The following is a 21579-nucleotide window of genomic DNA, read 5'->3' on the forward strand; positions in this document are numbered from 1 at the left end:
AGCTGCCCACCCAAATTGGCAGCCTTAAATTACCCCGAGGGGGCGATTGTGTCCAACGACCAACTACCCAAGGACGCAGATGGTTTACAACTCAACTTTTGTAAAACATTGGCGTGTGACAACTTTGGACTGAGTGAAGCCGAACGGTACGTTCTGCAGCGCGTAAACCCGAAGCGTCCAACGATGGTTTGTCGTGAATGTGGAGCTTTCCCCCCCTTACTTAACAACCGAGAAGTGTTAAACGAATTACACCGTTTAAGACAGCTTCACAGCGACGGGTTGCCCGCTTGTCGCAGTGATGATTGCCAAAATTTCGGTTTATCTGTTCATACACACAAACACCTCTATCACGCTTTTGGCTACAGCGGCGATCGCCAGCGGTACCGTTGCAAAGCTTGCCAGAGTACCTTTGTTGATAAGTGGTCAGGAGCCAACAAAAAACTCGCTTTTCAAGAAACCTTACTCGGCCTACTCTTCATGAGTTATTCGGTGCGAGAGATTTGCCGTAAATTATCCATCAACCCAAAAACGTTTTATGATCATGTCGAGCACATTGCCAGTCGCTGTCGGCGAAAACTGGCCATGATTGATGCGCGTTGGGTGAATCATGCAAACCAATATGAACTGGCTTGCAATTACATCCCGCTCCAACCCCATAGCGACAACGGCGTATTGTGGTTTGCAACAGGTGAAGCCAAAACAGGTTACATACTCTGTCAGCACGTAAACTATTCCGCCAATGAAGAGCCTGCAGGCGAGCTTGATCACAACCCCTATCACTCGCCCGCGCGTTTTGTTTCTCGTGAACATTCATCCGAAGCGAATCTACCCACTCCTGACGCATCTCCGCTATTGCGTGAGCGTATTGATCAGAAATACCAAACAATTTTAGCCCGCGGTAATGTTGAAGACCCCATGGGTAACCTCACCACTTTTCATTACCCTTCTAAAGGCGCCTTGATTCGCCCTCCTTACACCTCTTATGCTCACTTCCTCCACGTGCTGGATTTGTGCCTTGAAGATAAGCGAGTTTCTATCTATCTGCCTCAAGATCCGGTTTTACGTTCTGCCGCATTGAGCGTCTGTTTGCCGCGAATCAAGCGTAAGAATGTTGACTTGATGTACGTTGAGGAAGATCCGCAATGGCAAAATGGACATTCCGTGAATAAAACGGACATTGTTCACATGGGATGGTGGCGAGATCGCTGGGCTATTGCCAATCAGGCACAGGCTGCCAAAGGTGTTTGCTATTTGGCAGGAGACAATCCAACACCCGAAGCTTGGCTCGATAAAGCATCGATTAAGCAAACAGAGTTCTATCAAAAACGCTTCCAACTGTTGTTCGAAAGCTTTATCAACGAACCGAGGCGCAAACTTCGCCCTGGCGGCCTACAACCAATGCTGGATATTTTTCGTGCTTGGCACAATTTGTGCTACCAAGATAAACATGGATTCACCGCCGCCCAAAATTTGGAATTAACCAAACATCCACTGACGTTGAAAGAACTACTCTCTTAGATTTTTAGGTTATATTTAAATTATGGATTGTGAAGTAGCGCAAATTATTGTGGTAATGAATAACCAATGCACCCACTTTTGGGAAAGTAAATAGTGCGCTTTAACGTTGGCTTCATATAATGAATCGGTGACTTAGGCTTCTTACTTTTGAGGAACAGCCCGTTTGGATAAAAGCCAATACCTTCTTGAAATTGAAATAGAAATAGAACAGCTTAGAGCCCGTATTGAAACTGAGCCGGAGAAGGTGTCGATCGTCGCGGAGCAGTGTTTATTGAGAGCACAGCAGATCTTTTTCCCAGAAGGGGCGATTCAATGTTTGATCATTTTATCTCGCTGCGCTTGGTGTCTAATGGACTACCGCGTGGGTTTAAAATACATTAAAGAAGCCTTATCCACTCAGAACACCCTCGATACTGATGACTACCTCCCCGAAATTCTGCATATTCATGCGCTGCAACTTTGGGGTCAGGCCAAATATTATACCGCCCAACAATATTGGATAAATGCCCTAGAACAATCGGCTCTGGTTGATGAAGTTGAGATCCAAATAGAAAGCCTGATTGGTTTGGGAAACGTTTGGCGTATCACCAACGAATATCAGCTATCATGCTCAACTCATGAGTTAGCGGTTAAAGTTGCGAACAATAGCCGTATCCACTGGTTAGAAGGAAAAGCCCGTATTCTCTGGGCATGGGATCTCTACTTACTCAACCAATACATCGATATGCTGACCGTACTCGATGGTGCAGAAGAAGCACTACAGGATCATCCCGATAAAACTTGGCAAGCCGAGGTTTGGGATTTTCGCGGCTTGGCACTGCTCGGGCTTGAACGAATCGAAGATGCGGAAGCGGCAACCACCAAAGCACTCGAACTTGCCGTAGAGCATAACCTTGTGTGGATGAAGGCCCACTCATTCATTAGTCGAGCTCGTTTGGAACTGCTGAGAAAAGACTCCAAGAAAGCAACTGAGCTGTTGCTTCTTGCTGAAGCCTCTGCTGCTTCATTTGATAAAGGTGAGCTACTTTCACAAATTTGCTACCAACAATCCCTAGTCGCAGAGCAGCGTGGTGATTTTAAAGCTTCTTTAGCCTCATTTAAGAAATATCGCCAATTTACGGTTGAGATGCTTCGAGAACAAACGGCGCGCATTGGCCTTGATAAAGCAAGAGCCTCTAAGCGACAACTTGAGCAACGAGCACGTAAACTCATTAACCGTATTCGTGGTCAACACGAATACGACCCAGAGAAACATCTCTCCAATGTAGTTTCAGAGACTTATTGGTGGGAACAACTCATGCTGTTCAAGACCGAGTTGAAGCATTCTAATCACGCCGTCATTGTCATCCAACATAACGACTCAAAGTACCTCGATGTATGTACCGAGATTGCCCACTCGCTCTGTAACCAAAAAGATCTCGTTTCTCGTTTAAGTAGCGAACGCTTAGCGCTGCTTCTTGCCGATAAAGGCGACGCAGCGCTGCACGTCTTCCATGTATTGGCTAAGATGATTGAAATATACCCCTGGGAAAGAAAAGGATTAACGGGGTCGCTACCTCAAGTGATGTTCCAAGACATTTTGAGTTTCCCATTCACATTAGAACAACTGGAAGACAGTCAACCTCAGGAATGGTCGCATGGAAGTACTGCTTACTGCTCAGTAAGATTAAAGATACGGGTTTGGATGCCACCTCCGTTTCCGGAGAGGAGGCCATCATTTTCTGGAATCACGTCCGACAACATATAGCCTCAACATCAAAAGAAAAAGCACTTAGCTACATCATCAGTGCAGAGTATCGTTCAGAACTGCATCAGTCGTCCGCTAGCATAGAGGAGCTTCGTCACGCCTTAGCATTACTTGAATTGCCTAAGGACGCCGAAATTATTTTGTCTGTGAAAAACAGTTTGAGCGATCGCCTAATGGAAAGCGGTGAATTTGCCGCGGCGCTCAACGAATATGTGTCCGCTTCTAATATTGCCGTCGACACAGGTTACATTGACGAATATGTACTAGCCGTCATTGGCATGGGTAACCTGTGTGATGCTTATGGCGAGCACAGCCGAGCCCTTCGTTACTATCAAAAAATTGATAGTATTGATCACGCAATCACCAGCCGCTCATTACGCCTGCGTTATAAACTTTACATGCTATCGTGTTACATTCAACTGCACCGAATCTCCGCCGCCACCGACCTAATTAAAGAGTGTGAAGAGCTGAGTATTTTGGTCAGCGATAAAATTCTTACCGGGCAAATTTCACTCTATCAAGCTCAACTTTATCTTCATCAGGATCAAGTCGATAAAGCGCTCATTACGCTCTCTAGTGTTCAGTACAGTGCTGGGAATATGAATTCCACCTGGCTATCGAATATGATTCGAATTGAAACGGCCAACTGCCTGGCTAAAATAGGCAAAAGTCATATTGCCAATATGATGCTGGCCAGTACAGACAAACGTCTGCAACGATACACGTCACCCACGATGGCCAAGCTGTATCGAGCATTCAGTGCCGTGTGCGAGCGCCAAGGCCTTTATCAAGCCGCCCTGATTTATGAAAAAAAAGGCTTTCGAATTGAAACTGATCTGATGAAAAACATCCCGATTAGTGAGCTGGGGGCCAATCAACTGCGTCGCTTATCGCGCTTTGAATTGCAATTGAAATTGATCTTATCTGAGATTGAAAATCGCGAGCTCAAAGAAACCACAGAACATCAAAAGAATGCCGTAGCCCAACTTCAACAGGATGTATTCACTGACCCACTCACCACTTTACACAACCGCCGCTGGTTAGATGTAAAGCTGAAAGACCTACTGCTTCATGAGAAGCTATTTGCATTTCTAGTCATTGATATTGACCATTTTAAATCGATTAATGATGAACTTAGTCACTTGGTTGGTGACAAAGCGATAGTCAATGTTTCACGTGAGTTGAAAAACTACTTTAAATTCCGAGGCTTCTCCTGTGTCCGTTTTGGTGGAGAAGAGTTTCTGGTGATTTTAGAAGATTGCTCGCTCGACCAAGCTGAAATGCATGCCGAAAACTATCGAGAACGCATATTCCAATTTGGTTGGCACGATATTCTAGGTGAGCGCGGCTTAACCGTCAGTATCGGTATAACCTTGCATCGAGATGGTGAAAATACACAACGCACATTCTACCGCGCCGACAAAGCCTTATATCGCGCGAAAGCGAATGGCCGCAACCAAGTGTGCACTGAGTAACTTTCCATCACGTTAAGCTATTGGCTGCCGTTTACACTCGTCATTGAAATACAGGAGCAACTATGTTTTTAGATTACTTTGCCCTTGGTCTACTGATTTTCGTAGCCTTGGTCATTTTTTATGGAATCATCGTCATTCATGATATCCCTTATGAAATAGCCAAAGAGCGCGACCATCCACATCAAGATGCCATTCATGTTTCTGGCTGGGTCAGTCTATTTACCTTACATGCAATCTGGCCATTTTTGTGGATTTGGGCAACCTTGTGGCGAAAAGATCGCGGGTGGGGGTTCACTAAACTTCAAGAAGAGCAGCACGATATTCATCATCGTGTCGATGAACTTATCGATCAAGTCGCAACACTCACTCGAGAATTACATGAGTTAAAAGCGCAGCCACCCGTTGCTCAAGCGAACATCGACCATGCCAGTAATCAGGAGACAAAATAATGGATTTACTTCTGATCATGACTTATGCCGCTTTATGTATTGCGATATTCAAAGTCTTTAAAATTCCATTAAATAAGTGGACCGTCCCTACAGCTGTATTAGGTGGCGTTATTTTGATCGGCACCCTGATCTTACTGATGAACTATAATCATCCTTTTACTCAATTGGGTAGCCAAGTTTTTTCCACAACACCTGTCGTATCAGGGGTACGAGGAAGAGTGATTGAGGTTCCGGTACAAGCAAACCAGCCCTTAAAACAAGGTGATGTGCTTTTTAGAATTGACCCTGTGCCTTTTGAAGCGGAATTGGCAAAAATTGAAGCTCAGATCAAAGAGGCGAGCCAAGGTGCACTTGGCCTAGAATCGAATGTTTCTGAAGCTGCGGCAGCGAAAGTACAGGCCATCGCTGACCGGGATAAAGCACAACGTGAGTATACTCGTTATCAACGTGGGTATGATAAGGGTGCATTCACCGAACAAGATCTTGATACCCGTCGCCAAGCTTATAAAGCAGCAGAGGCAGCAGTAGAAGTCGCCCAAGCACGTCTAAATCAAGCCAATATCTCCTTAAACTCAGAAATCAATGGTGAGAATACTACCGTTGCTCGCCTGCTTGCCGATTTTAGACAAGCCCAATTCAACCTTGAACAAACCATTGTCAGAGCGCCTACTGATGGCTATGTGACGCAATTAGCTCTCAGACCAGGTGCGATGTCCGTACCATTACCCTTAGCGCCAATGATGACGTTTGTACACACAGAAGATAAAATCTACACAGCTGCATTTAGGCAAAATTCTCTTCAACGCCTAAAACCGGGCTTTGAAGCCGAGTTTTTGTTCAGAGCACTGCCCGGAAAAGTCTTCAAAGGAGAAGTGGTTGAGATATTGCCTGTGATTGGTGAAAGCCAGATCCAAGCACGAGGCACCTTGCTAGGAACTGAGGCATTACGTACCAATGGACGCGTACTCGTCACCCTTAAAGTTACCGATGATTTAAGCGATTATCACCTACCGCTCGGAACCGCTTTTGAAGCCGCTATCTATTCAGACAGTTTCTCTCATGTCTCGATTATGCGTAAGGTACTCATCCGGATGAAAAGTTGGCAAAACTATCTCTACATAGATCATTAGATACCATCCGTCACGACATACGTTGAAAAACAGCCAACCCAGATGTTGCTTGTCTAGTGACTATTGGCATCATGTTAAAAGGGTCGTAAACGACCCTTTTGCTACCTGTCGCTCCAACGCAGAATTCTAACTTCATTACCCGCTTCGGGTTTAATTGGAATATTGAGTGATAAAAGCAGCGAAACAAGTGCCATTACCGCTCCAATGTAAAAGACGCTCGCCGGAGAGATAAGCCAAATTAAACCAAACGTGGCGGGGATGAACACGGCCGCAATATGGTTAATGGTAAAAGAAACTCCCGCTGTAGACGCCATGTCCGCAGGATCTGCAATTTTCTGAAAATAAGTTTTAATCGCCAAGGCCAAGGCAAAAAAGAGGTGGTCAACCACATAAAGTGCCGCCGCCCAATGTGCGTTTTGTACAAGACCGTACCCAACAAAAACAACAATTAACCCCGTGTATTCAAACAGTAACGCTTTACGCTCGCCGACTACACCAATGAACTTACCAATACGTTTAGCAAACAAAAAGTTGAACAAATAGTTGATCAAAAACAGTAAGGTAATATCGGCCGCTGAATAGCCAAATTTCTCCACCATAAGGAAACCAGCGAAAACAGTGAAAATTTGCCTACGCGCACCACTCATGAAGGTCAAGGCGTAATACAGCCAATAACGTTTGCGTAGCAGGAGCTTTTTATTTTGTGGCACTTCCGCTTTAAATTCAGGAAAGGCAAAGGCAATGATCAACACCAGCACAAAACCAGCACCGCCAGAAATGGCATAGACCCATTTAAAATCGAGCTGAAACACTTCTAACATTATCCACAAAGCACCGTAGGTGATCAGTGATGCAAGTGCTCCAACCGAAATGAGTTTGCCAAGCATTTCTGGCGCTTCATCTTTATTTAACCACTGCAAAGACAAGGATTGTTTAAGCGTTTCAAAGTAGTGGAACCCAGTCGACATCAATAATGTCGTGAGCAGTAACCCGGTTAAAGAAGGGAAAAAACCCGTCATCGCGGTTCCTAACGTCAACATACCCAATGAGATCAGGATAAATCGCTGCTCTCGAATGAACAGTAAAACGAATACGGCGGTGAAGGCTAAAAATCCGGGGATTTCTCGTACACTTTGTAATAAGCCAATGTCTGAACCATCGAAATTCGCTTTTTCAATCACGAAATTATTCAACAGTGCCATCCAACTAGAAAATGCAATCGGCACAATAATGGAGATAATCAATAGGAAATTTTGTGGCGTGCGCCAACCTTGAGAGGCTTTAGGGTACATGAGAGATCCTTATCTATGTTTCAGCGCATCATATACTCAAGTCGCCTTAAAAGGCGAGAGCTCATCACAACAGAAAACAAGGTTAGGGATTAGCACTGCTAAATTACACCGTTCGGGTATAAGATCGACCGAGACACAAATATTGGGATTTAACATGACGATTACGTTCGCAACGATTAATTTATTCAATTATTTAGCTCCGCCGAACGCATATTATCAGTTCGACAATATTTACACGCAAGCAGAGTGGCAGAAAAAAAAGCAATGGTTTAACCAGAAGATCAAACAGCTGGATGCCGATATCATTGGCTTTCAAGAAGTTTTCAGTTTTGATGAGCTGCGCAACCAGATGATGGATTTAGGCTACCCGTATGTGGCCTGTGTAGATGAACCTATCGTCAAAGATGGATACATCTATAGCCATCCGGTTGTAGTAATTGCCTCTCGCTATTCTCTGCGCCAAGTGAGCGCCGTACATGGCACGCTACCAAACCAAGCTGCCCCTTTTTGCTTTAATCGTACACCGTTACACGCTACGGTTTGCCTGCCAATGCTCGGGGATATCGATGTCTATATTGTGCATTTTAAATCTCAACGTCCGGCAGAATCCCCTGCGGCACCTCATCATCTGATCGATGAATGGCAACAAGAAACGCTAGGACGCTGGCTCTCTACTGTTCAGCGAGGCTTTGAAGCAAACCTGACTCACCAATATATCGTCAATACTCAAAAACAAACTGGGCGGCCTTGTGTGCTAATGGGTGATTTTAATAAACCGTTACATCACGAAGAGTTTCAAGGACTACTATCGCAGGCCTTATACCGTAGACCAGAAACACAACAACCGCTGGCTGACTATGCGCTTTACGATGCTTGGGATCTGCATACCGAGAGTGTTGAGCAGCCTCGCAAAGCCACTCATTACGCCGGAGCCACGGGATCTGTACTCGACTATATTCTCCTTTCCGCAGACTTCGCGCCTTTTATCCAGCCAATGAAAAGCTATATCAGCCACTATACTGTGCTTGATCAACATCTGATCAACCCGAGCTATGAACTCGATAACTTTAGTACTGACCATGCACTGGTCGCAGTCACATTAAAAGTAAACACAGTACCAAGCTAATAGGTTTGTATGCTACGACTCTCGATGCAATAAATGCTGCCATTCACTGTGTCGATTTAAATAATGCACAACATTGATCCGCACCACCAGTTTTGGACACCTAATTAAGTGAGTACAATCACTAATGAGGTGAACCATGACAAACAAGAAAAAACGTATTCTCCATTCTGCTGAATTTAAAGCAGAAGCACTGAAGCTAGCAGAAAAGCTGGGAGTAGCTACGGCAGCGCAGCATCTCTCGTTACACGAATCCCAGATCTACGGTTGGCGTAAAGCAGCCAAGAAAGATACTAGCACCAGTCAGCGGGAAAAAGATCTAGCCGCTGAAGTCGCAAAGCTCAAAAGGCAATTGGCCGAGCAAGCTGAAGAGCTAGATATCGTAAAAAAGGCCGCCACCTACTTCGCGAAAAATCTAAAGTAGATAGCTACGAATTTATGCTCGAACACCTGCTGTGCTTCAGTGCTGTCCGCATGGCTAAGGTGTTCGGGGTTTCACGAAGTGGGTTTTATTACTGGATTAAGCATCGCCACAAGGCCACTCAGCGCGAGGTAACTCGCCAAGAGCTTGATACGAAGGTCAAAAAGGCTTTTGACAACAGCAAAGGCCGTGATGGTTCAAGGCGTATCCAGAAAGAGCTGGCAGAGAACGGTGATAGCCGTAATGTTAAAACCATTGCCGCTAGTATGAAGCGTCAGGATTTAACGCCGAAAGCGGCACGTAAGTTTAGGTGCACTACGGATAGCAAACATAAAATGCCAGTTGCTCCGAACCTGCTAGCTCAGGATTTTAACGCGGAGGCTCCGAATCAAAAGTGGGCGGGAGACATCACCTATGTTGCGACAAGTGAAGGCTGGCTGTATTTGGCGGTAATTATTGACCTTTATTCAAGGCAAGTAGTCGGCTGGTCTATGGATACCAGAATGACCGCAACACTGGTCTGCGATGCATTATCAATGGCCTTGTTCCGTCGTGGGTTCCCTGAGCAGGTGATCGTTCATAGTGACCGAGGTAGTCAGTACTGCTCAAAAGATTATCGAGACATCATAACCGCTTATAATCTAAAGCAAAGTATGAGTAGGAAAGGAAACTGCTGGGATAATGCTTGTGTTGAGAGCTTCTTCCATTCAATGAAGGTTGAAGCGATCCAATATGAGCCGATCATGACGCGAGACGAGATGCGTCAAACGCTCTTTGAATACATCGAGGTTGATTATAATCGGACAAGAAGGCACAGTGCTCTTGGGTATCTAAGTCCAGTTAACTTTGAAAATAAAAATGTCGCTTAATGAAGTGTCCAGTCTGGCTGGAGCAGATCACATAACTACAGACAGGTTTGATGGTGTAACCTTGCGCTTCAATTTGCGGTAATACACTCTCCATCATTATTTTTCCGTATCCTTTACCCTGAAGTTCATCCGGTACGCGAGTCGAAGTAATAAACAACACTTCATCCTGTTGTTGGTATGTCACAGTTGCGAATAGATTTCCCTCAAGATGTACTTTATATTGACAATTTTGTATGTCATGTTGCACTTCATGAATCATGATAACGTCCTAATTGATATATAAATCAAATAAATTGATATTCTCAGAATTGAATCTTCCAACATCTACCCCTAGAATTTAAACTATTACAAAAATTAGAATAAAATGCAGCTACTGCATCACGGAGAAAATTAAGATGGAATCGCAGTCGGCAGTGCTGAAAGATGAACAGAACCCAAACCGTTCAACCGAACGTAATAAAACCCTATCGACACTTAATAGTACTGATGCGTTATCTATGGTTGAACACAGTAGCGAACTAACCTTAAGTATAACCACTCCCGTTGGTACGAAATTCCAGTGTAAAACGTCATTTATCGGTACCTACTCTCATTCCCATCTCCTTGTAGAAATTCCTAAAATTTCCGCAGATGATCTCTCTTTTTTCTTCCAAGAAGGTTTTTGGATGAATATCAGAGCTATTTCACCACGTGGCGAAGGGGCTTTAATCCATTTTCGTAGCCAGTTGTTACATGTATTGCAAGAGCCTATACCGCTCGCCATGTTATCCATTCCCAACAGCATGCAAGTGACCCAACTGCGCAAAGAAGCTCGTTACGATGTGAATCTAGCAGGAAAAGCAACGGTAGGAACGCATAAGTCGGATTGTGAGGTAAGAGATCTCTCCAAAAGTGGCTGTCGTTTTGTCACACCTCCTCTTGGGCGCACTTTCCAAGTGGGTGATAAGATTAGTCTCGAATTATTTACGGATCCTCGCGGCAGCCAATTCTTTGCGCCTTTGATGGGTAAAGTTTGTAACTTGCAACGCTCACTGCACTATGCTCGTTACGGAGTGCAGTTTGATGAAGAAGGTGTCAAAAATGCAAAGAGTTTATTAAGCCAATTGAAGTTTGATGGCACAAAACTAACGCTGAAGTAAGCAATACACCCTAACCAATAAGTTAGGGTGTATTGCTATTATTTTTAACCGAGAAACGAAATATACCCTTGTAAGATCACCAAATTCACAATATCTACAAAGAATGCCCCAACGATTGGCACGACCATAAACGCTTGTGGTGATGGGCCATATCGTGTCACTAGCGATCCCATATTCATCACAGCGGTTGGCGTTGCTCCAAGACCAAAGCCGCAGTGCCCACCAGCGATCACAGCGGCGTCATAGTTTGATCCCATCACTTTAAAAGTCACAAAATAAGCAAAAATACCCAACACGACCGATTGCACCGCTAAAATCACCAGAAATGGAACTGCCAAGTCAAAAATATTCCATAACTTTAAACTCATGAGCGCCATAGCAAGAAATAGTGATAGAGAAACGGTACCTAAGATATCAACGGTTTCAGCATCAATTTTATGAACTTTCGTCAATTCAAGTATATTGGTAATGAACACGCCGATGAAAAGCGCATAGACAAAATCAGGGATCATCAACCATTTGATTTCAAATGCACTTACCCACTGCTCTAAATATTTAGCACCAGTGACACAAATAAGAAGGATGAACAAACCCTCAATCACTTTCTTTGCGGTGACTTTATCTTCTTCATATTCATTGTACGTAACCAGCTCTGGGAACTTATCGTGCGTTTTGGTCCCTCGTCCATACTCAGATTCAAACCCGTTTTTATTAATGAGTTTTTGAGCTACTGGGCTACCGATAATCCCACCAATGATCAAACCAAAGGTCGCTGAGGCCATGGCAATTTCTAGCGTATTGCTAAGCCCATAATTGTCGTTGAATATTTGAGCCCACGCCGCTCCCGTACCGTGTCCACCCGAGAGGGTAATAGAACCGGCGATCAACCCCATCAGTGGGTCAAGACCAAGAGCCGTCGCTAACGATACACCGACGCCATTTTGGATGATGATATAAAACGAGGCAACGGCGAGGAAAAGAAAGACTTTTACTCCACCCTTAACCAGTTGAGTGTAATTGGCCGCAAGGCCTACGGTGCTGAAAAACATCAGCATAAAAATATTCTGCAACGGCAATGAGAACTCTAAATCTAAGCCGTAAAAATGTAGAAGAGTGATCGCGAAAGCGACAATTAAGCCACCGACGATGGGCTCAGGAATGTTGAATTTTTCCAAGATAGGCAGTTTTGCGTTAATAAAGTGACCTAAAAAAAGCACGCTAATAGCGATTAAGAAAGACTCAAGGGGCCCAATTGAAATTAAATGGTGCATATAACCTCTTATTACTGCTTCACTCATCTTCCTTAATGAGTTTGGAGATCATCAAAGAAAAGCTTGATAAACTCGAAAAAAAATACGATTGATCGATACGGATCATCCTTATGGATATTGTTTATTTACAATGACATACGATGTTTATTTGATGGGTTTTACGAACATATGGCCTAACTGGTTTTGCTCGAAAAACATCTTCGCTCACGGCTTTTGATTGTCATTTGCAAACTCTCATTAGACGAGCGAGGAGGCGTATCATACCTAACAGACAAAAAAAGAGCCAACCGCAATGATGCGATTGGCTTATATATAGTGTGAACAAATTCATTCACTAACAACGTCAGTTGGCTAGGTGACCCTCGGCTTTAAGAAGGGTCGAATAGCATTATGCATGAAGTATGCCAACTAAAAAAGGTCTGTTTTTTAGCTGTGCATCGCATTAATTCATCAAAATGTAGTACTTTTTCGCATTACGCAAATTGCATTATGCGAAACGAATGCAAAACAATACTCACTCAGTTGCTATAAAACAAACTAACTTTCTGCGCTTTTTCACCTTAAGCCAGCACCACTCACTCATCTTTTGTACAAGCATTTCTTAGTTATTTCATTATATACTTCCGGCACATACACTTAATCATGCAGATTCAATGAACTATTTCAGTACGTTTTTAAAAGGGATGGCCATGGGCGCCGCCGATGTTGTGCCGGGTGTTTCGGGTGGAACCATTGCATTCATCACTGGTATCTATGACACTTTGCTTGAAAGTATTCGTAGGATTAACCCGAGTTTATTGCGCATAGTCAAACGAGATGGGTTAGCCGCCGCATTTCAACATATTAATGGCTTCTTCTTGCTCGCACTGTTTGGGGGAATATTCACCAGTATCCTCTCTTTGGCTAAACTCATTTCTTGGCTGTTAGCCACGCATCCTATTCCCATTTGGTCATTCTTCTTCGGTTTAATTCTGGTTTCGGTGTTCCATATTGTGAAACAAATTGAGCAGTTCAAACTTTCTCGGTTGCTCTTCGCTTTGCTGGGAATTGCGTTTGCTTACAGTATTACGGTGCTTAACCCAATGCAGATGGAACCAACAGCGCTGAACACAGTTCTAGCCGGTGCTATTGCCATCTGCGCCATGATTCTACCGGGAATTTCAGGCAGTTTTATCCTGTTGCTGATTGGTATGTACGCACCGGTACTGGGCGCGGTGAAAGAGATGCAAGCCGATATTTTGGCACTCTTTTTACTCGGATGTGTCGGTGGTTTACTGAGTTTTTCTCACGTATTATCTTGGTTACTCAAACAATTTAGAGACTTGACCTTAATTTTTCTTACTGGATTAATGATCGGCACCTTACCCAAAATCTGGCCTTGGAAAGAAACGCTCACTTGGCGAACCAATTCTCACGGCGAGCTCGTTCCTTTGCTACAGCGAAACCTTTCTCCATTCGAATTTGAGTCCATCACTTCACAGCCTTCGCAACTGCTGGTAGCCATTTTATTGATGCTTTGCGCTGTTGCCCTCGTGCTTGGCTTGGAGCAATATGCAAAACATCACGATGTGTAAATCACACCGCATAGCATGAATGAGAAAAGGTGGGGAGACTCACCTTTTCTATATTGATTTATTGCACATTTTATCCATTCGTCACCACTGCAAAAAGATAGCTGTGATAACATTCGCGTTTTATAACCGCTTGGATTGTCCCCATGCACAACGCAATCAAAATCGGCGTCTTTGTTCTAGCCCTGCTAGCGGGTTACTTTAGCAGCGATATTTTCAATTGGCTCTCTTCAGCAAACTCTTCTCCAGACATTAATCGATATTGCCAGTTGTCGAGTACCCCTTGCCGACAAGGAGATGTTGTCATGACATTGGCACACGATAAATCTCAACCTTTGGTGGCTAACACTCTGACCGTTGAATGGCCGCAAGCCAATGCAAGTAAACTCACACTCACACTCAATGGGCTAGAGATGGAGATGGGCACCGCGAAATATGTACTGACGCCGCAGGAAGACGGGCTCTACACAGCACAGATTGTACTCCCAGTTTGCACGACTGAAAAAATGACATGGATTGGCGAGCTCTCTGATGGTCGTACCCAAGTATTCCCGGCAATAAGGATGGAAAGATGAGTAAAAATTGGTCTCTGGCATTGGTGATTGCGTTTGTATTAGGCTTTGGCATAAAAACCTATTTTGATACGCAGCAAAGTATGGATTTAGAGGGCGGTAATAGCTCATCTTCTGAAGTAATTTTATTTGGCAAAGCAAATCAACCCATCTCTATTTTTGATACTAAAGATGAACGCATACGTGTTGTTTACTTCGGCTTTACACGCTGCCCAGATGTCTGCCCAACATCTCTGGCTATGTTAGCAGGTGCACTCAATCAACTGGATGATGTAACCAAAGCAAAGCTGCGCCCTTTATTTATCTCTCTCGATCCAGAGCGTGACGCTGCTGATGCTTCTCATCAATACGCCCAATATTTCCACCCTATGATCGAGGGACTTTCTGCTCCTTTAGACATTACAACACCACTGGCGCATCAGTATGGCGTCATTTTCCGTAAAACCGAATTAAAGGGATCTGAACTGAAATACACATTAGATCACAGCTCCTACTTCTACTTTTTACAACCAGATGGAACATTAATCACTAAAGTTCCACACACGCTTTCACCGGCTCCCATTGTTGAAGCCATCAAAACAATAATGACGTCATCACAAGGAAAATAACATGAAGCTCAATGCTCTTTTTTTAGCAAGCCTTGCCTTTAGCCCACTTGCTTTTGCGAACACAGATATTATGGTACATCACCCTTACGCACGTGCTACCGCACCAACCGCCACCACCAGCGCAGTATTTTCTCAAATCATGAATAAAGGTGAAACGGACCGTTTCATTGTATCGGCCAACACCGATGTGGCAGGGAAAGTTGAGTTGCATGATGTAATCACCGAAGGAGATGTGATGAAAATGCGTCAACTCACTGAATTTAAAATTCCGGCCAAAGGGCACGTCGAACTCAAACCGGGCGGCTTGCACATCATGCTTTTTGATTTGAAGAAACCACTGGTTGAAGGTGAAAAGATTGACGTACAACTGACCTTTGCCAATGGTGAGCAGCAAACCATTACTGCACCAGTAAAAAAAGTGATGAGTGGTATGGCACACCATTAAAAAGAAGAGGGTGAGCGATGTTGGCTTACCCTCTTTTATCATCGCACTAAACGCTCATTGACCAGTCTAATGGCGAGAGCGAGACATCCCGACGAGAGGCTTATCATTCCACCACCACAAATGCTACATTTTATTTACATTTCACTCGAAATCGATTGCATTTCCACACATTGATTAATTATTTGTGCTGATTATCAATTAATTCTAGACACAATATCCCGCGTAGATATCATTACCCCCTTCAGTGGAGCTCACTGATGTCACTATAACTCTATTTTTCTACCATAACCGATGCTATGACTTCGTAGTATTTAGGTCATGCAGGATGTAATTCGATTTATTGCAGGGATAACTATGCAAAGCAACAATATTTTCGCCCGTTTTGCGCGTGGCAATTTGGTTCTGCAAATACTCGCCGGTATCGTTCTCGGTGGGATATTAGCAACCCTTTCACCCGATGATGCGAAAAGCGTCGGCCTACTTGGCGACCTTTTCGTTGGCGCACTTAAAGCCGTAGCGCCGATCCTCGTGTTTATTTTGGTCGCCGCGTCCATCGCAAACCAAAAGAAAAACCAACACACTTATATGCGCCCAATCGTGGTGCTTTACCTTTTTGGGACCTTCACCGCCGCTCTTACTGCCGTTGTATTGAGCTTTATCTTCCCTACAACCTTAACATTGGTTGCGGGGGCAGAAGGTGCAACGCCTCCTCAAGGCATCGCTGAAGTGCTTAATACCCTGCTGTTTAAGCTGGTTGATAACCCAGTCAATGCTCTAATGAGTGCAAACTATATTGGCATTCTGGCATGGGCTGTTGGGTTGGGCTTAGCTTTACACCATGCCTCAGCAACAACTAAAGCCGTATTTGAAGATTTAAGCCACGGCGTTTCACAAATTGTGCGTTTTATTATTCGCCTAGCACCGTTTGGTATTTTCGGCTTGGTTGCATCCACGTTTGCCACGACTGGCTTTGAATCTTTGGCTGGTTATGCCAACCTTTTATTCGTATTGCTCAGTGCTATGTTGATCATCGCATTAGTTGTCAACCCAATCATTGTGTACGCGAAAACTCGCCAAAACCCGTATCCATTGGTGTTCCAGTGCTTGCGTGAAAGTGGTGTCACCGCATTTTTTACACGTTCAAGCGCCGCCAACATCCCAGTAAACATGGCATTGTGTGAGAAACTAAAACTGGATGAAGATACTTATTCAGTCTCGATTCCACTCGGTGCGACCATTAATATGGCTGGTGCCGCCATTACTATCACGGTTCTCACCCTAGCTGCAGTAAACACAGTAGGTATTGAAATTGACCTGATGACAGCCTTGCTACTGAGCATCGTTGCTGCTGTTTCTGCATGTGGCGCATCCGGTGTGGCAGGTGGTTCACTGCTGCTGATCCCGCTCGCATGTGGGCTATTTGGCATTTCAAATGACGTAGCAATGCAGGTTGTTGCCGTTGGCTTTATCATAGGCGTGATTCAAGATTCAGCTGAAACAGCGCTCAACAGCTCCACAGATGTTGTCTTCACCGCTGCGGTTTGCCAAGCTGAGCACAATAAATCAGCATAATCATTCGATACACTAAAACCGATACCAACAAAAATCCCCAGTCGATTCGCTGGGGATTTTCATTTCAGAGATTTTTTATTTACAGTGCTTAGCCACTTTATCGATCCAACATTACCTGTCCATTGAAGTATTGGAGAAATCTAATCGCGTTAGAACCTCATGATCATCAGATGGCTTGGATGACAAAAGCTCTTCGGAGGCATCCGCCACTACGCTCAATGAGAGATCGTCTTCATCAGGTAACTCCCCTTTCTCTGGGATAGGGATCCCACGTTTGTAGAGCTTGTTCAGCGCCTTAATAATTGAGTGTTTACTTACAGTACCCGCGCCGATTTTCTTCATGAGTGGTTTGGCCAACGATTGCAACCCCACAACAGAATCGACACCGATACGTGAGCCCACTTGATCTCTTAGCACCTTTGCCGGTTCAAAACCAAAATGAGCCGATAAAAATAACCAAATATAAGCAATAGCATTGCCATTTGAACCTTTATCTATCCAAGCTTCTCCTGCGTGATACATCGCCTCTACATGACCTTTTTCAGAAGCTCGCTCTAACCAATAACAAGCTTTACTGTGGTCCATTGCGACACCAACACCCTTAAGGTAATTCAAGCCTAGTTTCATCTGTCCTATCGGGCTATTTAGCTTCGCGGCTTTGGAATACCAAAATGTTGAATCCGCTGGTGATGGCGCAATATTGTCATGTGAAACACACCAATCCCCCATAAAAATCACAGCGTCGAGCAAATTCGCTTCCGCAGCCTCTTGTACTAACGAGACTCCTTTCGCAGTATTCGCTTCCACGCCACGGCCATGAATATAGGCCATGCCAGTTTCATACTTTGCGGTTAAGTTACCTTCAATGCCTGCAATACAAGTCTGCCAAAACTTCTCTTTTTCCCGCAAAATCAGATCATCTCGAAACTTTTGGCAAATCCGAACAACACCATACATTCCCGTAACATTGTCATAATTTGCCGCTTTGTCATACCAGTACATCGCCTCTTTGAGGTTGGTTCGTTCGGCTTCTTTCGCTAAATACAAAATCGTCGGCACATGGCCTGTTTCGGCCTTAAACAAGCGATCTTGTCTTTCTTGTTCACGTGATTTTTCTATCGCTTTGCGATAAGCGATTTCTCTCTCTTTTCTCTCTTCCTCTAAGCGTTTTTTGCGCAAAGAGAGCGAAAACATCCACACGAAGATGAGGATAAGTGATAACCCGGTTGCGCCTATGGCAATCCCAATAGTGCTCATTGATTCAAATCTTATTTAGCTGATTAACTTCATTATCGACCATTTTTCTCAATCTTTGAAAAAGTCTGACCACATTCATTCTGTCTCGAACCATTTAAAGCATACGAAACAGTCAAATTCGTTCATCCAAAACAGAGAGGCCACTCTATATCTAATGCTCGTGGATTAATTAAGCCACATAGCCTTAGCACTAAGATAGTACCGTACTCTTTTCAAGAGTGTTACGCACAATCACACTAATTGAGGAATAGATTCCGATTTGGGTCAATGAATGAAAAAACGCAGCCAAATCGCTGCGTTCATTCCAGATCAAAAATGAGCCACTCACTTTACTCTCTCATCAAAACCGCGATGGATTGATAAGGCTCGAGTACTAGGTTTTCTTCTAATTTTTCAATCTCTTGATAATTAGAGCTCAAACACTCCACCGCTCTCAATTGAAACTTTTCGGGTATTGTTAAACAAACCGTGGCCGATGAAAAATTACTGACCACGACAATTTGCTCACCTTGGTACTCACGCACATAGCCAAACACTTGGTCATGTTCTTCAAATAAAGGCGTGAACGATCCATAGACGATGGACAGGTGTTTTTTACGCAGTGCAATTAACTTTTTATAGTGATGGTAAATCGATTGTTTATCAGCGAGCGCTTGTTCAACATTGACTTTTAGGTAGTTAGGATTCGCCTCTATCCACGGAGAACCTTGAGTAAATCCGCCGTGTTTATCCGCTGACCATTGCATTGGCGTTCGAGCATTATCGCGGCTGTTTTGATGAATAGCATCCAGCATATGCTGATGAGAAACGCCCGATTCTGTCTTCACACGATAAAAATTTAACGTCTCGATGTCTCGGTATTGATCGAGCGAATCGAAGGCCACATTCGTCATACCAATCTCTTCGCCTTGATAAATATAAGGCGTGCCTTTCAGAAAATGTAAGCTCGTTGCCAACATTTTCGCAGATTCAACTCGGTAGCGTTTATCATCACCATACTTAGATACAGCGCGTGGTAGGTCATGATTATTCCAAAATAATGAATTCCAACCCTGATCGGCAAGCTCAATCTGCCACTTGGTTAATACCTGTTTAAACTGCTTAAGATCTAACGGAATAGGATTCCATTTGTCACCATGCTCCCACGTCAAAGTGATGTGTTCAAATTGGAAAACCATCGATAACTCACGACGACTCGGCGCACTGTACAGTTTTGCAATGTCTGGTGTGGCTCCCCAAGTTTCTCCCACGGTCAGCAGATCTTGATTACCAAAGGTGGCGGCATTCATTTGCTGTAATAACGGATGCAAGCTCGGGCCATTACCAGTAATGCCCTTATCAATTTCTTTGCCAATTAAATCAATAACATCTAATCGAAAACCACCAATACCCTGTTCAATCCACCAGTTCATCATGCTGTGCACTTCTTGCTGCACTTTAGGGTTTTCCCAATTCAGATCTGGCTGACGTTTAGAAAAAAGGTGGAAGTAATATTGCTGCGTTTGCTCATCCCAGTGCCAAGCACTGCCACCAAAAATTGACCCTGTATCATCCGGTACACTGCCATCCGGTTTTGCATCCCGCCAAATGTAGTAATCTCGATACGGATTGTCTCGCGATTGCTTCGCTTGTAAAAACCATTGGTGTTCATCCGATGTGTGATTAACGACAAGATCCATCACTATCTTAATATTGCGTTTTTGTGCTTCGCTCAGTAAACGCTGCATATCTTCCATGGAACCAAACTCTTGAGCTATTGCTTGGTAGTCAGAAATATCATAGCCGTTATCATCCATTGGAGATTGATAAACAGGAGATAGCCAAATAACGTTAATGCCTAACTCTGCAAGGTAATCAAGCTTACTAATAATGCCATTTAAATCGCCGATACCATCGTGATTAGAATCGTAAAAACTGCGCGGGTATATTTGGTATACCACAGCGCTATGCCACCATTTGGGTTCCATGATATTGCCTTTTTGTAAATTAATTTATTGCTCATCATAATGAGAGCTGACGCAAAGTAACAATAGAACATTCCCCATATGATATAGCCAATACCTATATCATAAGAAAAATCACTATAGTTAGGCCTCTCTGCATGCAAAGAGATTAAAAAAACATCACCTAAAATGTGATTTATGCCAAACATGATAGCAATAAGCAGAAGACAAGATAAAACAGCATGGATAAATCCCTTCGATATTTTTTGATGGTTGCGATTGAAAATAATATTAAGCAAGCCGCAGAGAAACTGCATATCAGTCAACCATCTCTCACCACAGCAATTAAAAAGCTTGAACATGAACTTGGAGTTGAGCTATTTATTCGCCGCTCAAAAGGTGTAGAGCTCAGCGCTTATGGCAAACTATTTAGGGAGTATGTGCAGGAGCAACAAGAAAAGCAGCAACAACTGTTACATCAGTTCACCGATATGCAAGAGAGACATCAAGGAAAATTAAAACTTGGCACTGGGGAAGCGTGGTGGGAATTATTTGTTCGCGATACGGTATGCCTATATCAAAAAAACACCCCTAATTGTTCAATACATTTGGAATTTGGCAATAACCTTTCTTTGATCCATCATTTGGTGCAGGGAGATATTGACCTCTTTATTGGCCATGAAATTCAAGATCTACACGAAAGGTGTAAAGTCCATTTCCAACCTTTGTTCCGAGACCAAGAAGCATTTTTTGTATGTTCAAGCCATCCGATATTGAATACAAAAAAAAGTGATGATGAACTTCTGATTGAACAAGCCCAATACCCTCTCATCCGCGTCACGCCGGATCATTCTCGACATCGTACAATGTTGGCTGAACATGCATCACTGGCTAAACAATATACGGAACAAAGAGAGAGTAAAAGAGCCATCTATGATGTCGATTCTTTATTTGCTAGCATAGATATATTAGAGATGGCTAACGCTGTAATGCCATATAGCGATAAAATGTGCCATTGGATGGCCAGAAGAAATATTGCAACATTAACCATCAACAAAAAGAAAAAAGGTAATGTAGGAATTTATATTAAACAAGGCATAGCTGACCCAAAAATTACCAGTTTTATTGAAATACTAACGAAGTATACCTCTTCCTTATGAAGGCTAACACCCTACTA

18 protein-coding genes and 1 pseudogene are annotated in these 21579 nt (G+C 43.7%); 14 read left to right on the forward strand and 5 right to left on the reverse strand.

The window, feature by feature from the left end; genetic code table 11:
* Positions 1-48 precede the first annotated feature (48 nt).
* The 5 genes and pseudogenes from N5E84_RS20960 (at position 49) to N5E84_RS20980 (ending at position 6319) form a co-directional block, all read left to right on the forward strand.
* Complete coding sequence (locus N5E84_RS20960; protein ID WP_010317563.1) at positions 49-1518, forward strand: hypothetical protein; 1470 nt, start codon at positions 49-51, stop codon at positions 1516-1518.
* Between the two features lie 163 nt (positions 1519-1681).
* Positions 1682-3169 (forward strand): annotated as a pseudogene (locus tag N5E84_RS20965) (hypothetical protein); the annotation flags it as partial.
* Positions 3148-4740 (forward strand): GGDEF domain-containing protein, encoded by a 1593-nt coding sequence (locus N5E84_RS20970; protein ID WP_116285040.1) that lies wholly within the window; start codon positions 3148-3150, stop codon positions 4738-4740. The pseudogene N5E84_RS20965 and the gene N5E84_RS20970, both read left to right, overlap by 22 nt.
* A gap of 62 nt (positions 4741-4802) precedes the next feature.
* On the forward strand, positions 4803-5189 hold the full coding sequence (locus tag N5E84_RS20975) for a DUF3302 domain-containing protein (protein WP_013868364.1): 387 nt from the start codon (positions 4803-4805) through the stop codon (positions 5187-5189).
* Positions 5189-6319: an HlyD family secretion protein gene (locus tag N5E84_RS20980; RefSeq protein ID WP_019282978.1), complete on the forward strand. Its 1131-nt coding sequence runs from the start codon at positions 5189-5191 to the stop codon at positions 6317-6319. Before N5E84_RS20975 ends, N5E84_RS20980 begins: the two co-directional genes overlap by 1 nt.
* Before the next feature lie 101 nt (positions 6320-6420).
* On the opposite strand, the gene N5E84_RS20985 is transcribed toward N5E84_RS20980, so the two are convergent.
* On the reverse strand, positions 6421-7611 hold the full coding sequence (locus N5E84_RS20985; protein WP_019282979.1) for an MFS transporter: 1191 nt from the start codon (positions 7609-7611) through the stop codon (positions 6421-6423).
* Between N5E84_RS20985 and N5E84_RS20990 the strand changes: the two genes are divergently transcribed.
* Together N5E84_RS20990 and N5E84_RS20995 are read left to right on the forward strand one after the other, a co-directional pair.
* Entirely contained in the window at positions 7610-8737 is a 1128-nt protein-coding gene (locus N5E84_RS20990; RefSeq protein ID WP_069212012.1) for an endonuclease/exonuclease/phosphatase family protein, read from the forward strand. The two genes, N5E84_RS20985 and N5E84_RS20990, sit on opposite strands and share 2 nt — an antisense overlap.
* Before the next feature lie 136 nt (positions 8738-8873).
* A protein-coding gene (locus tag N5E84_RS20995) for an IS3 family transposase (RefSeq protein ID WP_095661212.1) occupies positions 8874-10024 on the forward strand; the annotation gives its coding sequence in 2 pieces (ribosomal slippage) (positions 8874-9117 and positions 9117-10024; 1152 coding nt in all).
* Here the strand turns inward: N5E84_RS20995 and N5E84_RS21000 are convergent.
* Positions 9996-10283: a GNAT family N-acetyltransferase gene (locus N5E84_RS21000; protein ID WP_095661354.1), complete on the reverse strand. Its 288-nt coding sequence runs from the start codon at positions 10281-10283 to the stop codon at positions 9996-9998. The two genes, N5E84_RS20995 and N5E84_RS21000, sit on opposite strands and share 29 nt — an antisense overlap.
* A gap of 136 nt (positions 10284-10419) precedes the next feature.
* Between N5E84_RS21000 and N5E84_RS21005 the strand changes: the two genes are divergently transcribed.
* Positions 10420-11163, forward strand: coding sequence for a flagellar brake protein (locus N5E84_RS21005; protein WP_017042158.1), 744 nt, complete (start codon positions 10420-10422; stop codon positions 11161-11163).
* A 44-nt stretch (positions 11164-11207) separates the two neighbouring features.
* Here N5E84_RS21005 and gltS read toward each other — a convergent pair whose 3' ends face one another.
* On the reverse strand, positions 11208-12434 hold the full coding sequence (gene gltS / locus N5E84_RS21010; protein WP_029388284.1) for a sodium/glutamate symporter: 1227 nt from the start codon (positions 12432-12434) through the stop codon (positions 11208-11210).
* Positions 12435-13087: 653 nt separating this feature from the next.
* On the opposite strand from gltS, the gene N5E84_RS21015 reads away from it, so the two are divergent.
* From N5E84_RS21015 to sstT, 5 genes are all read left to right on the forward strand, one after another.
* A complete protein-coding gene (locus tag N5E84_RS21015) occupies positions 13088-14008 on the forward strand; it encodes a DUF368 domain-containing protein (RefSeq protein WP_017042156.1) in 921 nt (306 codons plus the stop codon).
* 143 nt (positions 14009-14151) lie between these two features.
* On the forward strand, positions 14152-14580 hold the full coding sequence (locus tag N5E84_RS21020; RefSeq protein WP_019282478.1) for a hypothetical protein: 429 nt from the start codon (positions 14152-14154) through the stop codon (positions 14578-14580).
* Complete coding sequence (locus tag N5E84_RS21025) at positions 14577-15185, forward strand: SCO family protein (RefSeq protein WP_019282477.1); 609 nt, start codon at positions 14577-14579, stop codon at positions 15183-15185. Before N5E84_RS21020 ends, N5E84_RS21025 begins: the two co-directional genes overlap by 4 nt.
* A gap of 1 nt (position 15186) precedes the next feature.
* Positions 15187-15630 (forward strand): copper chaperone PCu(A)C, encoded by a 444-nt coding sequence (locus tag N5E84_RS21030; protein WP_019282476.1) that lies wholly within the window; start codon positions 15187-15189, stop codon positions 15628-15630.
* A 354-nt stretch (positions 15631-15984) separates the two neighbouring features.
* Positions 15985-17202, forward strand: coding sequence for a serine/threonine transporter SstT (gene sstT, locus N5E84_RS21035; RefSeq protein ID WP_026028166.1), 1218 nt, complete (start codon positions 15985-15987; stop codon positions 17200-17202).
* Positions 17203-17313: 111 nt separating this feature from the next.
* Here sstT and N5E84_RS21040 read toward each other — a convergent pair whose 3' ends face one another.
* The gene (locus tag N5E84_RS21040) at positions 17314-18459 is read right to left on the reverse strand and encodes a tetratricopeptide repeat protein (RefSeq protein ID WP_019282475.1); all 1146 of its coding nucleotides are present in this window, start codon (positions 18457-18459) and stop codon (positions 17314-17316) included.
* A gap of 329 nt (positions 18460-18788) precedes the next feature.
* Positions 18789-20426: a glycoside hydrolase family 13 protein gene (locus N5E84_RS21045; protein ID WP_019282474.1), complete on the reverse strand. Its 1638-nt coding sequence runs from the start codon at positions 20424-20426 to the stop codon at positions 18789-18791.
* A 218-nt stretch (positions 20427-20644) separates the two neighbouring features.
* On the opposite strand from N5E84_RS21045, the gene N5E84_RS21050 reads away from it, so the two are divergent.
* Positions 20645-21562: a LysR family transcriptional regulator gene (locus N5E84_RS21050; protein ID WP_069212215.1), complete on the forward strand. Its 918-nt coding sequence runs from the start codon at positions 20645-20647 to the stop codon at positions 21560-21562.
* The last annotated feature ends 17 nt before the right edge of the window (positions 21563-21579 follow it).

Source organism: Vibrio sp. J502 (assembly GCF_025397955.1).
GTDB lineage: Bacteria > Pseudomonadota > Gammaproteobacteria > Enterobacterales > Vibrionaceae > Vibrio > Vibrio anguillarum.